This is a genomic window from Paraburkholderia sp. IMGN_8, from assembly GCF_038050405.1.
Taxonomy (GTDB): domain Bacteria; phylum Pseudomonadota; class Gammaproteobacteria; order Burkholderiales; family Burkholderiaceae; genus Paraburkholderia.
The window spans coordinates 2,853,220-2,869,099 of record NZ_CP150901.1; the positions used below are offsets into that span (position 1 = coordinate 2,853,220).

At 60.0% G+C, this 15,880-nt stretch carries 16 protein-coding genes and 2 pseudogenes; 9 read left to right on the plus strand and 9 right to left on the minus strand.

Annotated features, from left to right (window positions below):
* The first annotated feature begins 162 nt into the window (after positions 1-162).
* Together WN982_RS34025 and WN982_RS34030 are read left to right on the plus strand one after the other, a co-directional pair.
* A complete protein-coding gene (locus WN982_RS34025) occupies positions 163-1,020 on the plus strand; it encodes an MBL fold metallo-hydrolase (RefSeq protein ID WP_341316401.1) in 858 nt (285 codons plus the stop codon).
* A gap of 552 nt (positions 1,021-1,572) precedes the next feature.
* Complete coding sequence (locus WN982_RS34030; RefSeq protein WP_341316402.1) at positions 1,573-1,995, plus strand: ACT domain-containing protein; 423 nt, start codon at positions 1,573-1,575, stop codon at positions 1,993-1,995.
* A gap of 236 nt (positions 1,996-2,231) precedes the next feature.
* Here WN982_RS34030 and WN982_RS34035 read toward each other — a convergent pair whose 3' ends face one another.
* From WN982_RS34035 to WN982_RS34045, 3 genes are all read right to left on the minus strand, one after another.
* A complete protein-coding gene (locus WN982_RS34035) occupies positions 2,232-3,545 on the minus strand; it encodes a peptidase (protein WP_341316403.1) in 1,314 nt (437 codons plus the stop codon).
* Positions 3,546-3,551: 6 nt separating this feature from the next.
* On the minus strand, positions 3,552-4,667 hold the full coding sequence (locus WN982_RS34040; protein WP_341316404.1) for a hypothetical protein: 1,116 nt from the start codon (positions 4,665-4,667) through the stop codon (positions 3,552-3,554).
* Between the two features lie 257 nt (positions 4,668-4,924).
* On the minus strand, positions 4,925-5,584 hold the full coding sequence (locus WN982_RS34045; RefSeq protein ID WP_341316405.1) for a class I SAM-dependent methyltransferase: 660 nt from the start codon (positions 5,582-5,584) through the stop codon (positions 4,925-4,927).
* 98 nt (positions 5,585-5,682) lie between these two features.
* On the opposite strand from WN982_RS34045, the gene WN982_RS34050 reads away from it, so the two are divergent.
* The gene (locus WN982_RS34050) at positions 5,683-6,408 is read left to right on the plus strand and encodes a TetR/AcrR family transcriptional regulator (RefSeq protein WP_341316406.1); all 726 of its coding nucleotides are present in this window, start codon (positions 5,683-5,685) and stop codon (positions 6,406-6,408) included.
* Between the two features lie 464 nt (positions 6,409-6,872).
* Here WN982_RS34050 and wrbA read toward each other — a convergent pair whose 3' ends face one another.
* Together wrbA and WN982_RS34060 are read right to left on the minus strand one after the other, a co-directional pair.
* Positions 6,873-7,517: an NAD(P)H:quinone oxidoreductase gene (gene wrbA / locus WN982_RS34055; protein WP_341316407.1), complete on the minus strand. Its 645-nt coding sequence runs from the start codon at positions 7,515-7,517 to the stop codon at positions 6,873-6,875.
* Positions 7,518-7,540: 23 nt separating this feature from the next.
* Positions 7,541-7,774 carry a hypothetical protein gene (locus tag WN982_RS34060; protein WP_341316408.1) on the minus strand — a complete coding sequence of 78 codons (234 nt, stop codon included), beginning with the start codon at positions 7,772-7,774 and terminating at the stop codon, positions 7,541-7,543.
* A gap of 564 nt (positions 7,775-8,338) precedes the next feature.
* On the opposite strand from WN982_RS34060, the gene WN982_RS34065 reads away from it, so the two are divergent.
* On the plus strand, positions 8,339-8,836 hold the full coding sequence (locus WN982_RS34065) for a RidA family protein (protein ID WP_341316409.1): 498 nt from the start codon (positions 8,339-8,341) through the stop codon (positions 8,834-8,836).
* A gap of 218 nt (positions 8,837-9,054) precedes the next feature.
* On the plus strand, positions 9,055-9,486 hold the full coding sequence (locus WN982_RS34070) for a hypothetical protein (RefSeq protein ID WP_341316410.1): 432 nt from the start codon (positions 9,055-9,057) through the stop codon (positions 9,484-9,486).
* 310 nt (positions 9,487-9,796) lie between these two features.
* Here the strand turns inward: WN982_RS34070 and WN982_RS34075 are convergent.
* From WN982_RS34075 to WN982_RS34085, 3 genes and pseudogenes are all read right to left on the minus strand, one after another.
* Positions 9,797-10,171, minus strand: a pseudogene (locus WN982_RS34075) (alpha/beta hydrolase); the annotation flags it as partial.
* Positions 10,172-10,180: 9 nt separating this feature from the next.
* The gene (locus tag WN982_RS34080; protein ID WP_341312036.1) at positions 10,181-10,993 is read right to left on the minus strand and encodes an IS5 family transposase; all 813 of its coding nucleotides are present in this window, start codon (positions 10,991-10,993) and stop codon (positions 10,181-10,183) included.
* Positions 10,994-11,012: 19 nt separating this feature from the next.
* Positions 11,013-11,285: an alpha/beta hydrolase gene (locus tag WN982_RS34085; RefSeq protein WP_341316411.1), complete on the minus strand. Its 273-nt coding sequence runs from the start codon at positions 11,283-11,285 to the stop codon at positions 11,013-11,015.
* A gap of 37 nt (positions 11,286-11,322) precedes the next feature.
* Here WN982_RS34085 and WN982_RS34090 point away from each other — a divergent pair, with 37 nt between their 5' ends.
* The 4 genes and pseudogenes from WN982_RS34090 (at position 11,323) to WN982_RS34105 (ending at position 14,570) form a co-directional block, all read left to right on the plus strand.
* Entirely contained in the window at positions 11,323-11,781 is a 459-nt protein-coding gene (locus WN982_RS34090; protein WP_341316412.1) for an Lrp/AsnC family transcriptional regulator, read from the plus strand.
* 126 nt (positions 11,782-11,907) lie between these two features.
* Positions 11,908-12,558 (plus strand): hypothetical protein, encoded by a 651-nt coding sequence (locus WN982_RS34095; RefSeq protein WP_341316413.1) that lies wholly within the window; start codon positions 11,908-11,910, stop codon positions 12,556-12,558.
* A gap of 538 nt (positions 12,559-13,096) precedes the next feature.
* Positions 13,097-13,426: pseudogene (locus WN982_RS34100) on the plus strand (isochorismatase family protein); the annotation flags it as partial.
* Between the two features lie 88 nt (positions 13,427-13,514).
* Positions 13,515-14,570, plus strand: a complete 1,056-nt coding sequence (locus WN982_RS34105; protein ID WP_341316414.1) for a helix-turn-helix domain-containing protein — start codon at positions 13,515-13,517, stop codon at positions 14,568-14,570.
* A 91-nt stretch (positions 14,571-14,661) separates the two neighbouring features.
* Here the strand turns inward: WN982_RS34105 and prpF are convergent, their stop codons facing one another.
* Positions 14,662-15,849 (minus strand): 2-methylaconitate cis-trans isomerase PrpF, encoded by a 1,188-nt coding sequence (prpF, locus tag WN982_RS34110; RefSeq protein ID WP_341316415.1) that lies wholly within the window; start codon positions 15,847-15,849, stop codon positions 14,662-14,664.
* Positions 15,850-15,880 lie beyond the last annotated feature (31 nt).

Consider the following 15,880-nt stretch of genomic DNA (forward strand, 5'->3'; position numbering starts at 1 on the left):
GCGACAATCGCTCCGAGGACCGCGAGACGCTAACGATCGTCGAGCCGGTGAGTGCGCACGTCAGCACCGGCGACGTGCGCATGCGGGTCGGGCCAGTAGCCGTATCGCGGACTGCGGCCGATAGGACACCAATACGGCGTTATCTCGGACCTGGAGCATCAAATGAAGCCCACACGCAATACCGACTCCGTCCCAGGGGAGTGGTACATCGACACAGCGTGCATCAATTGTGGTGCATCGCGTCACGTCGCGCCTGGGCTGATTGTCGAACGAAACGACAAGAGCGTCTTCGCTCGGCAGCCCGTCTCGCCGGAAGAGCAGCTTGCCGCCTGGCGTGCGGTGCTCGTATGTCCTACAGCATCGGTACGCAGCGAGACGAAACAGCCTCGTCCGAACGCCGCGATCTTTCCGCAGCAGATCACATCGGGTGTGTGGCGCTGCGGATTCAACGCACGGTCGTCGTTTGGCGCACATTCTTATTTTGCCGTGCGTCCGGACGGCAATCTGCTGATCGACTCACCGCGCTATGCGGCGGAGCTCGTGAAATGGTTTGACGACACCGGTGGTATTGCGCACATCCTTCTGTCGCATCGTGACGACGTCGCAGACGCAGACAAATACGCGCGTCAATTCGGCGCGCGCGTCTGGATTCACCGAGAGGACTCGTCGGCTGCCCCCTATGCTACGGATCTGCTCGACGACGGGTCAGCACCGAGCATTGCGGCCGGCGTGCGCGCGGTCCCTATGCCCGGACACACTCGGGGTAGCGTCGTGTACCTGCTCGATGATCGCGTGCTGTTCTCGGGCGATTCGCTTGCCTGGAGCCCACGCGAGCGGGACCTCGTCGCGTTCAGGGACGCATGCTGGTACTCATGGACAGCACTCACCGAATCGCTGAGCAAGCTGGCCGCGTATCGCTTCGAGTGGTTGCTTCCTGGTCACGGTTGGCTCGCGCACTTGCCGGCCGAGGAAATGAGTGCTCGCTTGCTCGCGTTAGTTGCGCGCATGCGAAAGGATTGAGGTCGCCGGTAACGAAACAAGATGCCGCTGACTGTGAGGTGGAATACGAGTCGTGCTTCGCCGTCTGTTACTTGTGGGCGCCGTTGAATGCCTCAGGAACGGGCGCGGCGTGCAGAGCGGGCCTATCGTGCAGCGAACGCCCGACTCATCTGGTGGGCCCGCTTGACCTCGTCGCTCCGCATGCGGATCGAAGTTGTTGCGTGAGAAGAATGGCGCAGGTTGTCGCGCACAATCGTTGGTTCCGTCCCGCAAGCGAGCGTTCCCTGCATGTACCGCATCCCTTGCGGACTGGCACGCCGCAGCTTCCCGGCCGCGGCCGGATGGTCGGCGCCGTCAATATCGGCTGCTTGCCGGGAGAAGCGTCGCATGAGGACAAACCGAAGCGGGTGTTTTCCTGGCCGCATAGCGCCGGCGTTGCATAGCATCAAACCTGGCAGTGCCGGACCGGGGATTCCCGGCGTTCGCGTGTGTCGCCTACGCTGCCGGCCTTGCTTGCGAGCCTTTGGTGAAGTAGATTTTTATAGGGAGATGCATCAGGCGGGAGGGACAGCCATGGAACTGATCGTGGAACGCGTCGATGTTTGGGCAGCTACCATCGAGGACAAACCGGGCGGGCTTGCGCAAGTATTAAGCGCTTTGCGGGATGCTGGCGTGGACTTGCAGTTCGTTGTCGCACGTCGCACGCCGGAGGCACCGGGCAAGGGGGTCGTGTTTGTCGCACCGCTACAGGGGGAAAGGGAGATCCAGGCCGCGACACAGGTGGGCTTCACCGTCACCCCGAGCCTTCATTCCGTTCGTGTAATGGGTCTGGACCAGCTGGGGATCATCGCGCAATTGACCCAGATGTTGGCAGACGGGGGGATCAACCTCCGCGGCGTTTCCGCCGCTGTACTTGGCACACAGTTCATTGCCTATCTCGCGGTCGACTCGTTGGACGATGCCGAAAAGGCGATCGACATTCTACAGAGGGCCTGAAGGGCTCGTGCCGGACCGCGAACCGGCTTGGCTCTTCCTGTCGAGGCAACTGGACGCCCTGTCTGACACGACTGGCGTAGACCGTATTAGACCTGTCACCTTGCGACAATAAACGTGTCACCTCCAGGCGGGCCGTCCCCGCATCTCCGCCCGGCCTTGCTGGATAGGCGTTTAGAGACGCGAATTAAATGTGTCAGCGGCGACTCGCGCCAAGCAGTGAAGTCGGATTGCCTGACTCAACGGCGTTGCCTGAAAATCCAGGCGCGGATCGGCTCTATCGTGTATGCGATGCGCCATGTGTTCCGGTGTCCACTCGCTCCGGCTGCGGACTGACCTTCAGGGATGACGGTGCCTTTCTGGAACGCGACGTAATTGATCGGATTGTTTTCAGCGTCGATTTTTTCGAACGCTGCCTCGAATTCCTTTGGCGTCCACGTCCCATTCCACACGGCGCGACTCACTTTCGCGCCCTGCTTCTCCAGCTCGGCGGTGATGGCGTCTTCTCCCGGCCACGCCTTGTCGTCATCCTGCGAGACCAGAATCCATAGTTTTTGCCGAGCAAGCGACTTCACCAGCGCTGGATCCCACTGACCGGCAACGAGAAAGGACGCCGCGAAGAATTCGGGGTACTTGATGTCCATCGCAATGGACATCATGCAGCCGCCCGACTGCCCTGTCGTGTACAAGCGTTTGCGATCGATGCTGTATTTCCCGGCCAGCATCTTGATGAGGTCGATCGTGGTATCCAGCATGCTGGACGTATGGGAATCATCGTCGGCGATGATTTCCGCGTATTGCGGCGCCAGCACGAAGCAGGGGCGTTCGGCCTGATCCGCCGGACTTGCCCACGCAATTGCGCCCAATCCCTGAAACAGCGTCGTACGTGTCACATCACTGGTCGCCCCAGCATCGTGCATGAATAGCACCAGGGGATACGATTTGCTGGCGTCATAGTGCTTCGGCACGAACAGGTTGTACCGGAGCACCTTGCCCGTCTTCGGATCGTGGAACTCCAGTTGGTGAAAATCATCGACGATCAGGTTCCGGACTTCTGTCGTCGTTAGCGGAGAAGCGCCGCGCACCACAACTGATGCCTTTGCCTGCTTGTAGAACGTGTCATAGGCCGGGATATCGCCAGCGTTCCCCGGCCCGCGACCACCGCCTGCTGGCCCAGGCTTGCCATTTGACGGTTGCGAGTGCTCTGCGAGGTTGGCGTTGGCATCGTCGGGCGATAGTGTGATGATCACGAACCGCCCAGTCGCGGCCCGGTTCGCTGGATCGATGGAAGTACTCGGAAAGACACCGGTGACGTTACGTCCTTCGACCTTAAAGCTCGTCGCGGATAAATTCGCAGCATTGACTGGCGCATCGTATTTCACAGCGACTGCGGTCAGACGGATACCATCGCCAAACACCTGCGTGACCGCCGTGGCCTTTCTGGCGCGCGGGGCATCATCAGCATTGCGCGCAAAAGCAGGCACGCTGACGACTAACAGTGTTCCGAGACTGGCGCTCATCAGCAGAAAGTCGCGGCGCGTTTGCATCTTCATTCTCTTTCAACTCCCAGCGTTCTTCAGCTGTTTCAGTTTGTCGACGATTGCGTCGGCTGCGGTTTCAGCGGCACCTCTGGCAAAGGGCGAACTACGCGCTTCGTAGGTGAAGCGGTCGTAGCTTTGCGCGTCGGGCATGTACTTGGCGGCACCGTCGACCATCGTCGCGACCAGCGTGTCCGGATACGGCGAATAGGTCCGGATGCGAGCGCCGATGCTTGCGGCGAGCTCCGGCTGAACACCGACCAGCGTCATGCTGCCGATCCTCAACAACACAACGGGAACGGCCGTTTTCGCACCTCGCTCATAGTTGAAGGCCGCAACGGGGCCGACTGGCGCATTACGCGGCGAGAACGCTTGCGATGTGACTTCCACGTTCTCGCGCAGTACGTCCAGCACGTGAGCGTGTCGTGGCGTGACTGTGTCAGCAACGCGAACGACGTCTGAGCCGAGCCTTTCGCCGAGCAGATCAACCAGCGCGAAGCTCGCCTCATGCAGATCAACACGTCCGACGCTGCCATCCGGATTGATGGTATGACGGTTGGCCTGAAGATATGGCGCCTGGTCGCCCGCTGCGCCGACCAAGAACAATGCCACAGCCCCAGAACCATAGTGCGCCTCGACATAGCGCGCCGCAGCTCCTGCGAGGTCGGCGGTAATCATGCGACCACCAGCGGCGGTTCGCGAGCCGTCCATGATCGAAGATTGCACGGCGATATTCATCAAAATCGCCAGCGGTTTTCCGTTCATCCCGTCGATGCGCAGAACGCCCACGAACGGATCGGAAAAGCCAGCGTCGTTGGCACCCAACCACCATCCATTCGCCGTCGCCACGTCGCGATTGACACTCACACGACTCGTGCCTGAACCTACGCCCAGGCGTGCCGGCTGTAACGTCGAGACGGCGTGTGTCGACGCTGAGCGTATCGCTACTTCAAAAGCGGCCAGGATCGCATCGTTCTTCGTCATATCTGTCCCGGCTGGGACGTGTCCCGCCGGAAAGACGTGAGGCGCAGAAAACGTGTGGCTCGCGCATACGATGGCATGCCCGGCCGGAACGCCCGCGACGTCGGCGAGGATCGCCTTCATGCTGGCGACCATCCCATCCGAAATCGAGGTCATGTCTATCACGGCAATGCCAACCCGCTTGCTGCCGTCGTCCAGCAAGAGCACACGGGTAGCGAGCGGATCATGCTGCGCTGTGAACCCGTCCAATGGGAACAGGCGGGTGGGGAATAAGACATCCGCCTGCCCGGCCCCAGCCTGGAAAGACGGTACGCTTGCTGTAGCGCCAAAGGAGACGCCTGGCGTTACAAGTGCTGCCGCACCCATTCCAAGCCCCGCAAGCAGAAATTCTCTTCGCGACTGCATGCCTGCCCTTATGCGATCTTCAGCGCGAGTTCCGTGCCGCGCTTGATGGGTAGCGTGATCGAGATGAAGCCGTTGGCCGGATCACGGATGAAGTCGAGAAAATCCGGCTCCGCGTTGTCGTTCATCACATAGCCGCCGACGCGCAACTGTGGCGCGACAATTTCGATGACCTGACGAGCGAGCGACGGACCTTCGGGGACCGGCCAGCCGTCGATGAGTGCGAAATCGATGGGGTCGCCGAGGTTGCGCAGCGTTTCCCGGGCATCGCCGACGCGGATATCGGCGTAATCGGCCAGCCCTGCGTCTTCCAGATTGCGGCGCGCGACCTCTACCTTCGCAGGCACAAACTCCGAGCCAATGACGAGTCCACCGCCGTTGTCACGGATGGCCGCCGCGAAATAGATTGCAGACATCCCTACCGAAGTCGCGAAGTCAACGACCCGTTTCGCCCCGAGGCCACGGCACAACAGATAAATCAGGTCGCCCTGATCGGGGTGAATGGAGAAACCGTAATCCGCAAATGCTTGAGGGTCCTTTCCAACTGGGCCGTCGAAGGCCTCGCGTGGCGGGAGACGGCGCGACGCGTTCATACGCGTGATGACGTCCAGAACGCGAGCGTCCCGGATCGGGCTCGGTCCGGTGCCATGCGTTACGATTTCTCGCGACATGCTCATTCTCCTTGCTCAGTGGATCAGCGTGGCGGCATATTGCGCGGACTTTGGGAAGACAATCCGTGCGACATGCACCACGCGCTGCAGGCGATCGGGTGACCACCAAAATGGTACTATCACAGTACCATAAATATTCCACGTGCATGTTTAGTGCGTTAAGGCAGGAGAAGTTAATGAAAGATCCGGCGGCGACGGTCACTCAGAAGCGAGGACGGCCGAGAGTGGTCGCAGACGCTGATCGCAGGCGCGCCATCATCAAAGGAGCATCTGAAGCGTTCCTCGAACTGGGGTTCGCACGCACGACTACGGCCGTTGTCGCGGCCAGAGCCAATGTATCCAAACGCTCGATCTATGAGACATTCGCGAACAAAACCGAGTTGTTCGCGGCGGTGATCCGCGAACACCAGAACCTGATCGTCGATTTGCCGCGTCCCAAGGACGAGGACGGGCCGGTTCTCGATACTTTGATCAGGATTTTTCGCCTCGACATCGGTGAGCAAGCCGAAGTCGCGCGTGAAGCGATCCTCAATCTGATCGTTCGGGAATCTGTGCTGTTTCCCGAGTTGTCCGACTTTTTGTACGAGACCGAGGTCATCCGTTCACGCGAACTGCTCGTCGAATGGCTGCAAATGGAAGCTCGGCGCGGCCGGATGACGATTGAGGACCCGCTGGTTTGCGCGGGCATGCTCATGGACATTGTGTTCGGCGCGCTACTGCCCCGTAGACGGCTGCGGGAACGACCGGATCGGGAGCGCCGCACTGAGCACATCAAGGAAAGGCTTGCGATCTTCTTGCGCGGCATCGGACTTCCTTCGCCGTAGGTGAGCGCCCCTAACTGTCGCTTTCTATACCGGAACGGGTTATCTAATCCGCGAAATACTGCTGCAATCGTGCGCTGGCCAAAAGCGGCTCGATCGGCGAATCCTGTAGTTTCAGCCTAGTCGAGCCCGTCATTCATCTCCGTGTACGTTGCTCGGAAAGTGAACGACCGCTATTGCGAAAGCTGGACGTCGCTTCAGGGTCGACTTCGGCCGATGGCAGTAGGCAATAGCTTGCGGCTTTAGCCTTCGCGTGGTTGCCTCGCCCGCGGATTGAGCAACGACGTCCAATCATCGGCTCGTCAAGGCACAATAGGAGCGTCAGCCGTCTGGAGGAACGTCGCCGGACGGCTTTATCGTCTGGAAGCTTTTGACGCGGGGCCGACAGCATGACACCACCGATCACTCTAGTCTTGCTCGACATGGAGGGGTGTGCTGTCTCACTACGACCGCTCTGCGCGAGTCGTTCACTTGTCGGCCATAATGGGCCGGTCGTTTGCCGCGAGCTTCCCGGCGATTTCGGCCACGTGCCGCCCCTGAAAACGCGCAATGGCCAGTTCGTTGTCGGATGGCTGTCGGGAGCCGTCAGCCTTGGTAAGGGTCGAAGCGCCATAGGGCGTTCCGCCCGAAATTTCATCCATGTTGAGCAAACCCTGCTCGGAATAAGGCACCCCGACGATTACCATGCCCTGATGAAGCAGCGTGCTATGGAAGCTCGTGATCGTGGTCTCCTGCCCGCCATGCTGGCTCGCGGTGCTGGTGAACACGCTGCCGACCTTGCCGATCAAGCCACCGCTCATCCACAATCCCCCTGTCTGATCGAGGAAGTTGCGCATCTGTGCGCACATGTTGCCGAAGCGGGTGGGCGTACCAAAGATGATCGCGTCGGCTTGCGTCAGTTGTTCGATGGTGGCCACGGGAACGTGCGCAAACGCCGCTCGCGCCGCTTTGGCACCGCTCTTTTCCAGTACCTCGTCGGGCACCAGTTCAGCAACCTGATGTAGCGAGACGTCCGTGTTCGCAACCTCGCGCGCTCCTGCGACGACGGCCTCCGCCATTCGATAGATGTGTCCATACATGCTGTAGAACACCACTTGAACCTTGACTGTCATGGTATCTCTCCTGGTTCGTCATGTCAGGCCGCGCCCAGCCTCGCCAGAAGTGCTTTTGCGGCAGCTTCCGACGACGCGGGATTCTGGCCGGTAATCAGGTTCCCGGTGACAACGACATGCGATTGCCAATCCGGTCCCTTCGAATACTTGCCCCATTCTTTTTCAGCATGTCCTCGACGAGGAAAATGCACTACTTCGGTAAGACCTACGGCCGCCTCTTCCGAATTGGCAAAACCAGTCATTGCTTTGTCCTGCATGAGCGGAGCACCATCTTGCTGCCGTTGCAGCCTCGCGGGCCTGTTCAAGTCGCATCGCGACGGACCGCGTAGCGGTGTCGTCAAACACGAAGGATGTCCAGGCAGTATAGGCAGCTATCGTCAGCACAGAAGGTGTTTGCATTTCTTGTCCGGTATCCCTTCCTGCCTTACCGCCGTATCCATATGCTCGTGAGGTGTCTCCGGTTCTGACACCAATATCAATTCAATCCACGGCGTACGGAACCCATACCATCGCCTTATGCCTTTCGCATCCCTGCTGCGATCAACGATCGATCGAGGTCCGCGTCGGACCGGCTTCGGCCAGCAACGGCCGGTGGTTCATTGTGCTCGGACGACCGCTCGCGTACCAGCTTCGGACCGTGACGATCGGTTCTGAGCCCCACTGATTCGTTCTTTGCACCAGCGAAATTGCCCGCAGCCTTGTTCCTCGGGGCCGCCTTATTGTCGGGATCGATCCCCCTGGTTTTCGCGATCGGCGCGGCACGACTTGAAAAGCCGACCGCCAGCATCTAACGTTCTTCGCAGGATCCCGAGGAGACGGCCATGGCAAGAATCGAAGCAAAGCTGGCGGAGATGGGACTGACGTTGCCGCAGACGCTACAGATGCCTGCAAACGTAAATATGTCATTGCCATTTGCATGGGTGCGCGTGAGCGGCACACGAGCTTTTGTCTCAGGACACGTGCCACTCAACCTCGATGGGACGATTGCGCAACCGGTAGGTAAAGTCGGCGCGGAAGTTTCTTCAGACGAAGGCTACGCAGCAGCACGCCTTGTGGCGCTTGCACAGTTGGCGAGTCTTCAGAAGGCGCTCGGGGATCTGGATCGCATTACGGCCTGGGTACGCGTCTTTGCGATGGTCAACGCAGCGCCCGGTTTCGACCAGATGCCACGGATCGCAAATGGCTTCTCGGATTTGATCCTTGAACTGTTCGGGCCGGACATCGGTATGCATGCCCGGTCAGCCGTCGGCGTCGCGCTCCCTCTAAACGTGCCCGTCGAATGCGAAGCGGAAGTTGAGATTGACGGACTGCGCCTGTAATCCAGGATTGCCGCCGAGAGCCGGTCTCATAAGCACGTGTAGGAACCATCGTCTCGGGTCGATCCAAGAACAGACGGTCAGGGACAGCATCTGGGTGACTCAGAAGGGTCGACCTGAGCCGGTCAATGTCGGACCGGGTGCGGCCAGTGAAAGGCCTTCGACGTGTCGACCAAAATTGACGACAATGTTCCCAAGGACCGCTGAATCTAAAAGGAACCATGAGACGACTATTCCTCGCTGCGCTCGCAGCCACCTCTTTCGTGACTTGCGTTCATGCGCAAAGTAACGCGTCCGGCCCGCTCGTCACACCCGCGGGTAAATTGCAATTCGTGCGCGTCGACCGCGATTTCGAGGGGATGCTCGACAAGGAAATTTTCGATCGCTTCAGCGCAAGCACGCTCACGCATTTCGATGAGGTCGGCAACGCAAATGACAGCGTCACGCGGACGCTCGTGCAGACTGACTCCGGGCCGGTGCTGTACGACTTTCGCCACCATCCGCCACTTGTGCAACGCTCGGGTAAGCGCATGACGGTCAAGCGCGTCTTCTGGCAAGGCGATGAAGTCGTGATGCAGAGCTCGCAAGGCTGGTTCCGGTTCAAAGGCGGCGTGTTGACGAAGCTGCAGTCGTCTATGACGACGTACCATTGATTACGCGCGCCCCCCCCGGACACACGAGCCAGCGAGGACATAGGTCGCCTCGCTGCGCACGCCATTGACTTTTTTCAGGTTGCCTTGACCTCTTGTGGCGTGAGCTAAGCCCGTCGTCGTGGGACAGGTTTCGGCCAATATCTGCCGTTCGACGGCATTGCATAGATCGTCAATCAGCGGCGACATCCAAAAACTGAGTGGGTGTTTCCATTGCCGCTTAGTGAAGAACTATTCCGCCATCGGCAGCTGCGATTCGTGAGCGATCCGAATTCGCATGCTGGAATAGGGACGCCGGCGGTTGAGAACCGGATCAACCGTTGTTCATCTTCTCCAGCAATCGAAACCCTTCGCGCCAATTGCCCAGGTTGCTGTCCACGTTGAGATGTCCCTGTGCGCCAACTTCGACGAGTTCGCTGCCCCATGCAGCTGCGCAGGCGCGTGCGTAGTCCACGCTGCCATACGGATCGTTGGTGCTGGATACGACGGTCGTGGGAAACGGCAACCGCTCCGATGGCAGGGGCGCGAATCCGCTCGCGGCTACCCGGGGAAATGCCGGTGATGCCGGGTCCGGCACGGCCACAAGCAGCGCGCCACGAATCTTCCGCGCATACCGGGCAGCCCAATGGACCACGGCCAGACATCCGAGGCTGTGCGCCACTATGACAGTCTCCCTCCCGTTTGCCGCTAGAGCGTGTTAGGAACTTTGAAGGACTGGCACCGCGTGAACAAGCATAAGCATCGCGAAGACCACAAAATGAAGCCCGGCGAGGGTTTCGGGTAGCCGTTCATAATCACGTGCGAGACGGCGGAAACGGTTGAGCCAGCCAAAGCTGCGCTCGACCACCCACCGCCGGGGCAGCAGTACAAATCCCTTTTTCGCTTCCTCCAGTTTGATCACCTGCAGTTCAATGCCTTCGTCGCGTGCGGCCTGCGCTGGCTCTTTGCCCGTGTATCCCTGATCCGCAAATGCCACCTTGACGGTATGTCCCGTTACTTGCTGAACCTGACGCGCAAGCTCTGCCACCTGTGCGCGCTCCTGTTCATTGGCTGGTGTCACGTGCACCGCCAGCAACTGTCCCAAGGTGTCCACAGCAATGTGCACCTTGCTGCCGCGTTTGCGCTTATAACCGTCATAGCCCGCGCGTGGACCACTCTCGCAGGTCGACTGTATCGTGCGACCGTCCAGAATCACGGCGCTGGGCTGGCCCTGCCGTCCCTGTGCCACGCGTATCACCGAGCGCAGGTCGCAGACCATGTGCTCAAAGCAGCCTGCCTGTAACCAGCGTTGAGTCTGCTGATACACCAGTTCCCAAGGTGGGAAATCATTGGGCAGCATCCTCCAGGGCGCGCCGGCCCGAGCCATCCAGCGTAACGCGTCAAACATGTCGCGCAGTTCGTATTTGCGCTGCGGCGCCGTGACGTCCATCAGCGTCAGATAGGCGGCCGCGAAGCTCCATTCTTCGTCGGACACGTCGGTCGGGTACCCTTTGCGGTCTGCTTTTTTCATCCCGCCAGGATACCAGGTCTCACACCAAGTGCCTAACACGCTCTAGCTGCCGTTCTATGGCCGATACCCAGTCATCGCACACGACGTAATCCCAATCCTCGACTGCGAGGCGTTGCCAATCCGGATGCGCGGCCTGCCATACGCTCTGCCAGTGCAATGGGCCGGAGTTGCCGATGCCAGGAACAACAAGAACGGGGTAGTCCATCTGCCAGATCTCCATGAGTAAACGAGCATCCAGTGTAAAAGCTCGTGAATTCAGGCAACATCGCAAATCAAATGGATTGATGGTCATACACAAACGAATTGACGGAAATTGAGGGTACTCACAAATGAAAGCTAAGCCGGTAACGTTGGACAAGCTCGACTGGCGGATCCTGGAGGCGCTTCAGTGCAGTGCACGCGTCACTAACACGGAACTCGGGAAGCAGATCGGGCTTTCCCAGCCGGCTGTCACCGCCCGCATCAGGAGGCTCGAGGAGCTTGGGGTCATCGAGGGCTACGCGGCGCGGATAAATCCCGGCCTCGTCGGTCGGGGCATCGGCGCGATCGTGCGAATCCGCACCACCCACGCTGAAATAAAGCGTTGCCTGAGCGCCTTCGAAGCGATGCCTGAGATCGTCGAGGCGCACCGGATCACCGGCGAAGACTGCTTCATCGTTCGGATGGTGGTTGAAGAGATGGCCCAACTCGAAACCGCAATCGACGCGCTCGCCAGATTCGGGCCCGTGACCACTTCTGTCGTGCTAGCGAGCTATCCGCCGAAGGCGATCCTTGGATCGCAGATTTGACGGGCTGCTTTGTAGAAATCTGGATGACCGCTCGGGGCCCAGAAGTTGAGGTAACGTGCGGCGGCCACACCTACCCGTTTCCGATGACTAACGTGGGCCAAACGGTTGTCCGATCAGGAATCACGCGTGCTGACGACCACCTGTGCCCAGGAAAAGTATTCGATGATCACCGCAGCCAGTCCGACGAACTGGTACAAGTCGTCTCGATCTTCAAACTCGGCAGCGGCGCAGGTATTGTCCCGTCGTTGGGTTGAGCGCGATGCGGCGACAGTCTCGGGCGTGAAACGAACAACATTGCCGCGACGCGCGCCGACCACCGATACCATTCCCTATGCCGGCTTGCCCGATAAATCGCATGAGTATGTGTCCCGAATGACCGCTATCGAGGATGTCGAAGGTCAGGGTTGGGTCGCTTTATGCCTTTCACATCCCTGCTGCGATCAGCGATCGATCGAGGTCCACGTCGGACCGGGTTCGGCCATGAAGCGACGTTCGACCTCGTGGCCGAGATCGTCAATCGATCTTCTCGAAGCCGCAAACGCGACCGGCGGCGATGATCGCCGGTCGGCCAGACACAATGCCAGACGGCGTTACATCCTGCGCCCATTTGGCGGTATCTATTTGTTTCCTTTTAGTCTCGACGCGAGAAGCGCATATTTTTCCTGTGAGGTATCCGCCAATGCCGTTTCCCGGGTGGAAGGCGTGTCGTCATACGGCACCGGTTCGGCGAACTGGCTCACTGTCAGATCCCACTTTCGTCCGTCGATCAGATTGTAGAAGTGCGTGCCGCCCGAAGTCCGCGTGGTGAGAATCTCACCACCGAAATAATCGTGCACGACGAGCGAGGTGACGCTGCAATGATTCTGCGCTGGATTCGATGGCGACCAGGCGTTGGTCGGGCTTGACGTGTCTGCGGACCATACGCGCGAGATTGCCCTGTACAAGTCGAGGGGCGTCGCAAAGGTCTTCGATACGGGGGGCATCTGACCTTCCTGTTTCATTGCAAAAAATCCCTTGTCCAATGTGAAAGCGGCTCCAGACCGGCGAATCGGAGCAGCGAAGGGCTCGGCCCGCGATCGTCGCAAACCGGCTTCTCGCAGGAGCGGCCGAATCGAGGTTAGACGCGAAGCGAGGCTATCATGCGCCAGCGACCTCGCCGACAAGCTTGCCGCTAAAATGTCCGAAAAGGTCCTACTCTGGTCTGCATCCAGTCTATCGTGGACGCAGCGTGCTCTTTAGCATGGGAGCCTTCATTCACCGGAAAAGAAGGGTAGAGGAAAAAGACCATGACCAGCTGTCGATCGCGCCGGACGTCACGTTCCATAAGCATCAGCACAGCGGGCTCGCTGGCACTCCTCTAGCCGCCTGGCTCATCGCTCGAGGGATCGGCAGGGTGATCGTCAGCGGAATCCGCACCGAGCAATGCTGTGAAACCACTACACGCCACGCGTCCGATAGCGGCTTTGAGGTCGACTACGTTAGCGAGGCGACACTGACCTTCACGATGACCCATCCGCGTAGCGGGCGGAAATACACACCGCAAGAGATTCGGGAGCGCACCGAACTCGTGCTCGAAGGACGCTTCGCCCGAATTGCGACGGTCGCCGAAGCACTCGAGACTTTGCGCGACCCCGTGGCCACCTGAATATCGAATCCCGAGGCAGCCAACGCATGAGGATGCGCATGATCCGAACGACTGAAAGCCGATACACCCGGCGCGGAAGTCATCACAATTGACCGCAACCTTTCCGACGAGGTACCGCGACAGCCTGGGGCACGCGAAAGACGTCTCGATACCTGTACTGTTCGTGCTGCTGCCGAACGTACTCATGCTTGATCTCGCGGGCCCCGCTGAAGTGCTGAGACTCGCATCGCAACTCGATTCGGTGACGGCCGGCGGGTCTGCCACGCGTTTCGAACTCAGCTACGTCGGCCCGGTGGCGCAGGTGCATACGTCGATCGGCCTGCCGCTCAATGGTATAAGACCATTACCCGACTCGATTCCCCCCAAAGCGATTGTCGTGGTCGTCGGTGTGAGTTCGCGCATCGACGGCATCTCGCGGCGCGAACTCGAAGCGGCGTCCGCTATGGCCACGGAGTGGCTGACGCGCGTAGCGGTGCCTATCAGAAACCGCGTAATCTGCGTATGTTCGGGAGCATTGATTGCGGCGCACGCAGGATTGCTCAATGGGCGGCAGTGCACGACCCATCACGCGCTATGCGGCACGCTGCAAGCGATTGCACCTACCGCGAAAGTGCTCGAGAACCGACTTTATGTGTCCGATGGTCTCATTAGCACCAGTGCCGGCGTCACAGCGGGAATCGACCTGATGCTTCAGCTGGTCGCCGAGCTCGCGGGACCACGCGCAGCATGTGCCGTGGCGCGCGATATGGTGGTCTACATGCGGCGCTGCGGCGCCGATCCGCAACTGTCCCCGTGGATCACCGGCCGCAACCATCTGCATCCTGCGTTGCATCGGGTACAAGATGCGATCGCCGTAGATCCCGCGCGCGACTGGAGTGCCGAGCAGATGGCGCAGATCGCTTGCAGCAGTGCGCGTCACCTGGCGCGGCTGTTCCACGAATATGCAGGTATGAGTCCCCTGGACTACATCCATCGGCTGCGCGTCGCAGTTGCGCGCGAGTTGATTGCGCAGTCTTCGCTTGACATGGAGGCTGTTGCCGAGCGTGCAGGTTTCGGATCTGCCCGGCACATGCGCCGAATTTGGCGGAAGTACGACGCGCAGACGCCGTCGAACAGCCGTCGTGCGGGCGCAGACCAGTCCTAACCGGTCGGACACATTTGGGAGCGCAGGCCCCAATCGGGTACGGGCTTTGGCCCGCGATGACGGGGCGTTCTGATGGCCGTCCGAGTGTCTCTTATCGAGACCCGGGCACTCTCACCCACCCTTCCATCAACACCCGAGCGCTGCGGCTCATGATGGCCTTAGTGACAGTCCACTCACCGTCATTCTCACTAGCCTCCGCCCCCACCCGCAAGGTCCCCGACGGATGCCCAAACCGCACCGCATCACGCTCGCCCCCACCCGCAGCAAGATTCACCAGCGTCCCAGATATCGCAGCCGCCGTGCCGATCGCAACCGCGGCCGTCCCCATCATCGCGTGATGCAGCTTGCCCATCGACATCGCCCGCACCAGCAGATCGACGTCACCGGCGGCAACGCGCTTACCGCTCGACGCAACGTAATCGGCTGGCCTGGCGACGAAGGCGATCTTCGGCGTGTGCTGCCGCGTCGCGATCTCGTCGAGATGCTTGATGAGGCCCATGCGCAGCGCGCCATGCGCGCGAATGGTCTCAAACTTCGCGAGGGCTTTGTTGTCGCTATTGATGGCATCCTGCAACTCGGTACCCGTATAGCCGATCGCTTCCGCGTTCACGAAGATAGTCGGAATGCCGGCGTTAATCATCGTCGCCTTCAGCGTGCCGACGCCCGGCACTTCCAGATCGTCGACCAGATTGCCGGTCGGGAACATCGCGCCGCCAGCACCCTCTTCTTCTGCAGCCGGATCCATGAACTCGAGTTGCACCTCCGCCGCAGGAAACGTCACACCGTCGAGTTCGAAGTCACCCGTTTCCTGCACAGCGCCATCGGTAATCGGCACATGCCCGATGATGGTCTTACCGATATTCGCCTGCCAGATACGCACTGTAGCCACACCGTTTTGCGGAATGCGGCTCGCGTCCACCAGCCCGGCACTGATCGCAAACGGCCCCACGGCGGCAGAAAGATTGCCGCAGTTGCCGCTCCAGTCGACAAAGGCTTTATCGATGGAGACCTGACCGAACAGGTAATCGACATCGTGATCGGGCCGGCTGCTCTTCGCGATGATGACCGTCTTGCTGGTGCTCGACGTCGCGCCACCCATGCCGTCGATCTGCTTGCCATAAGGGTCCGGGCTGCCGATCACACGCATCAGCAGCGCATCGCGCGCCGCGCCCGGCACCTGGGCGGCTTCGGGTAAATCCTGCAGGCGGAAGAACACGCCTTTGCTGGTGCCGCCACGCATGTAGGTAGCCGGAATTTTGATCTGAGGTTGATGGGCCATGAAAATATTGTCCTGACGTGGATGGGCGGCA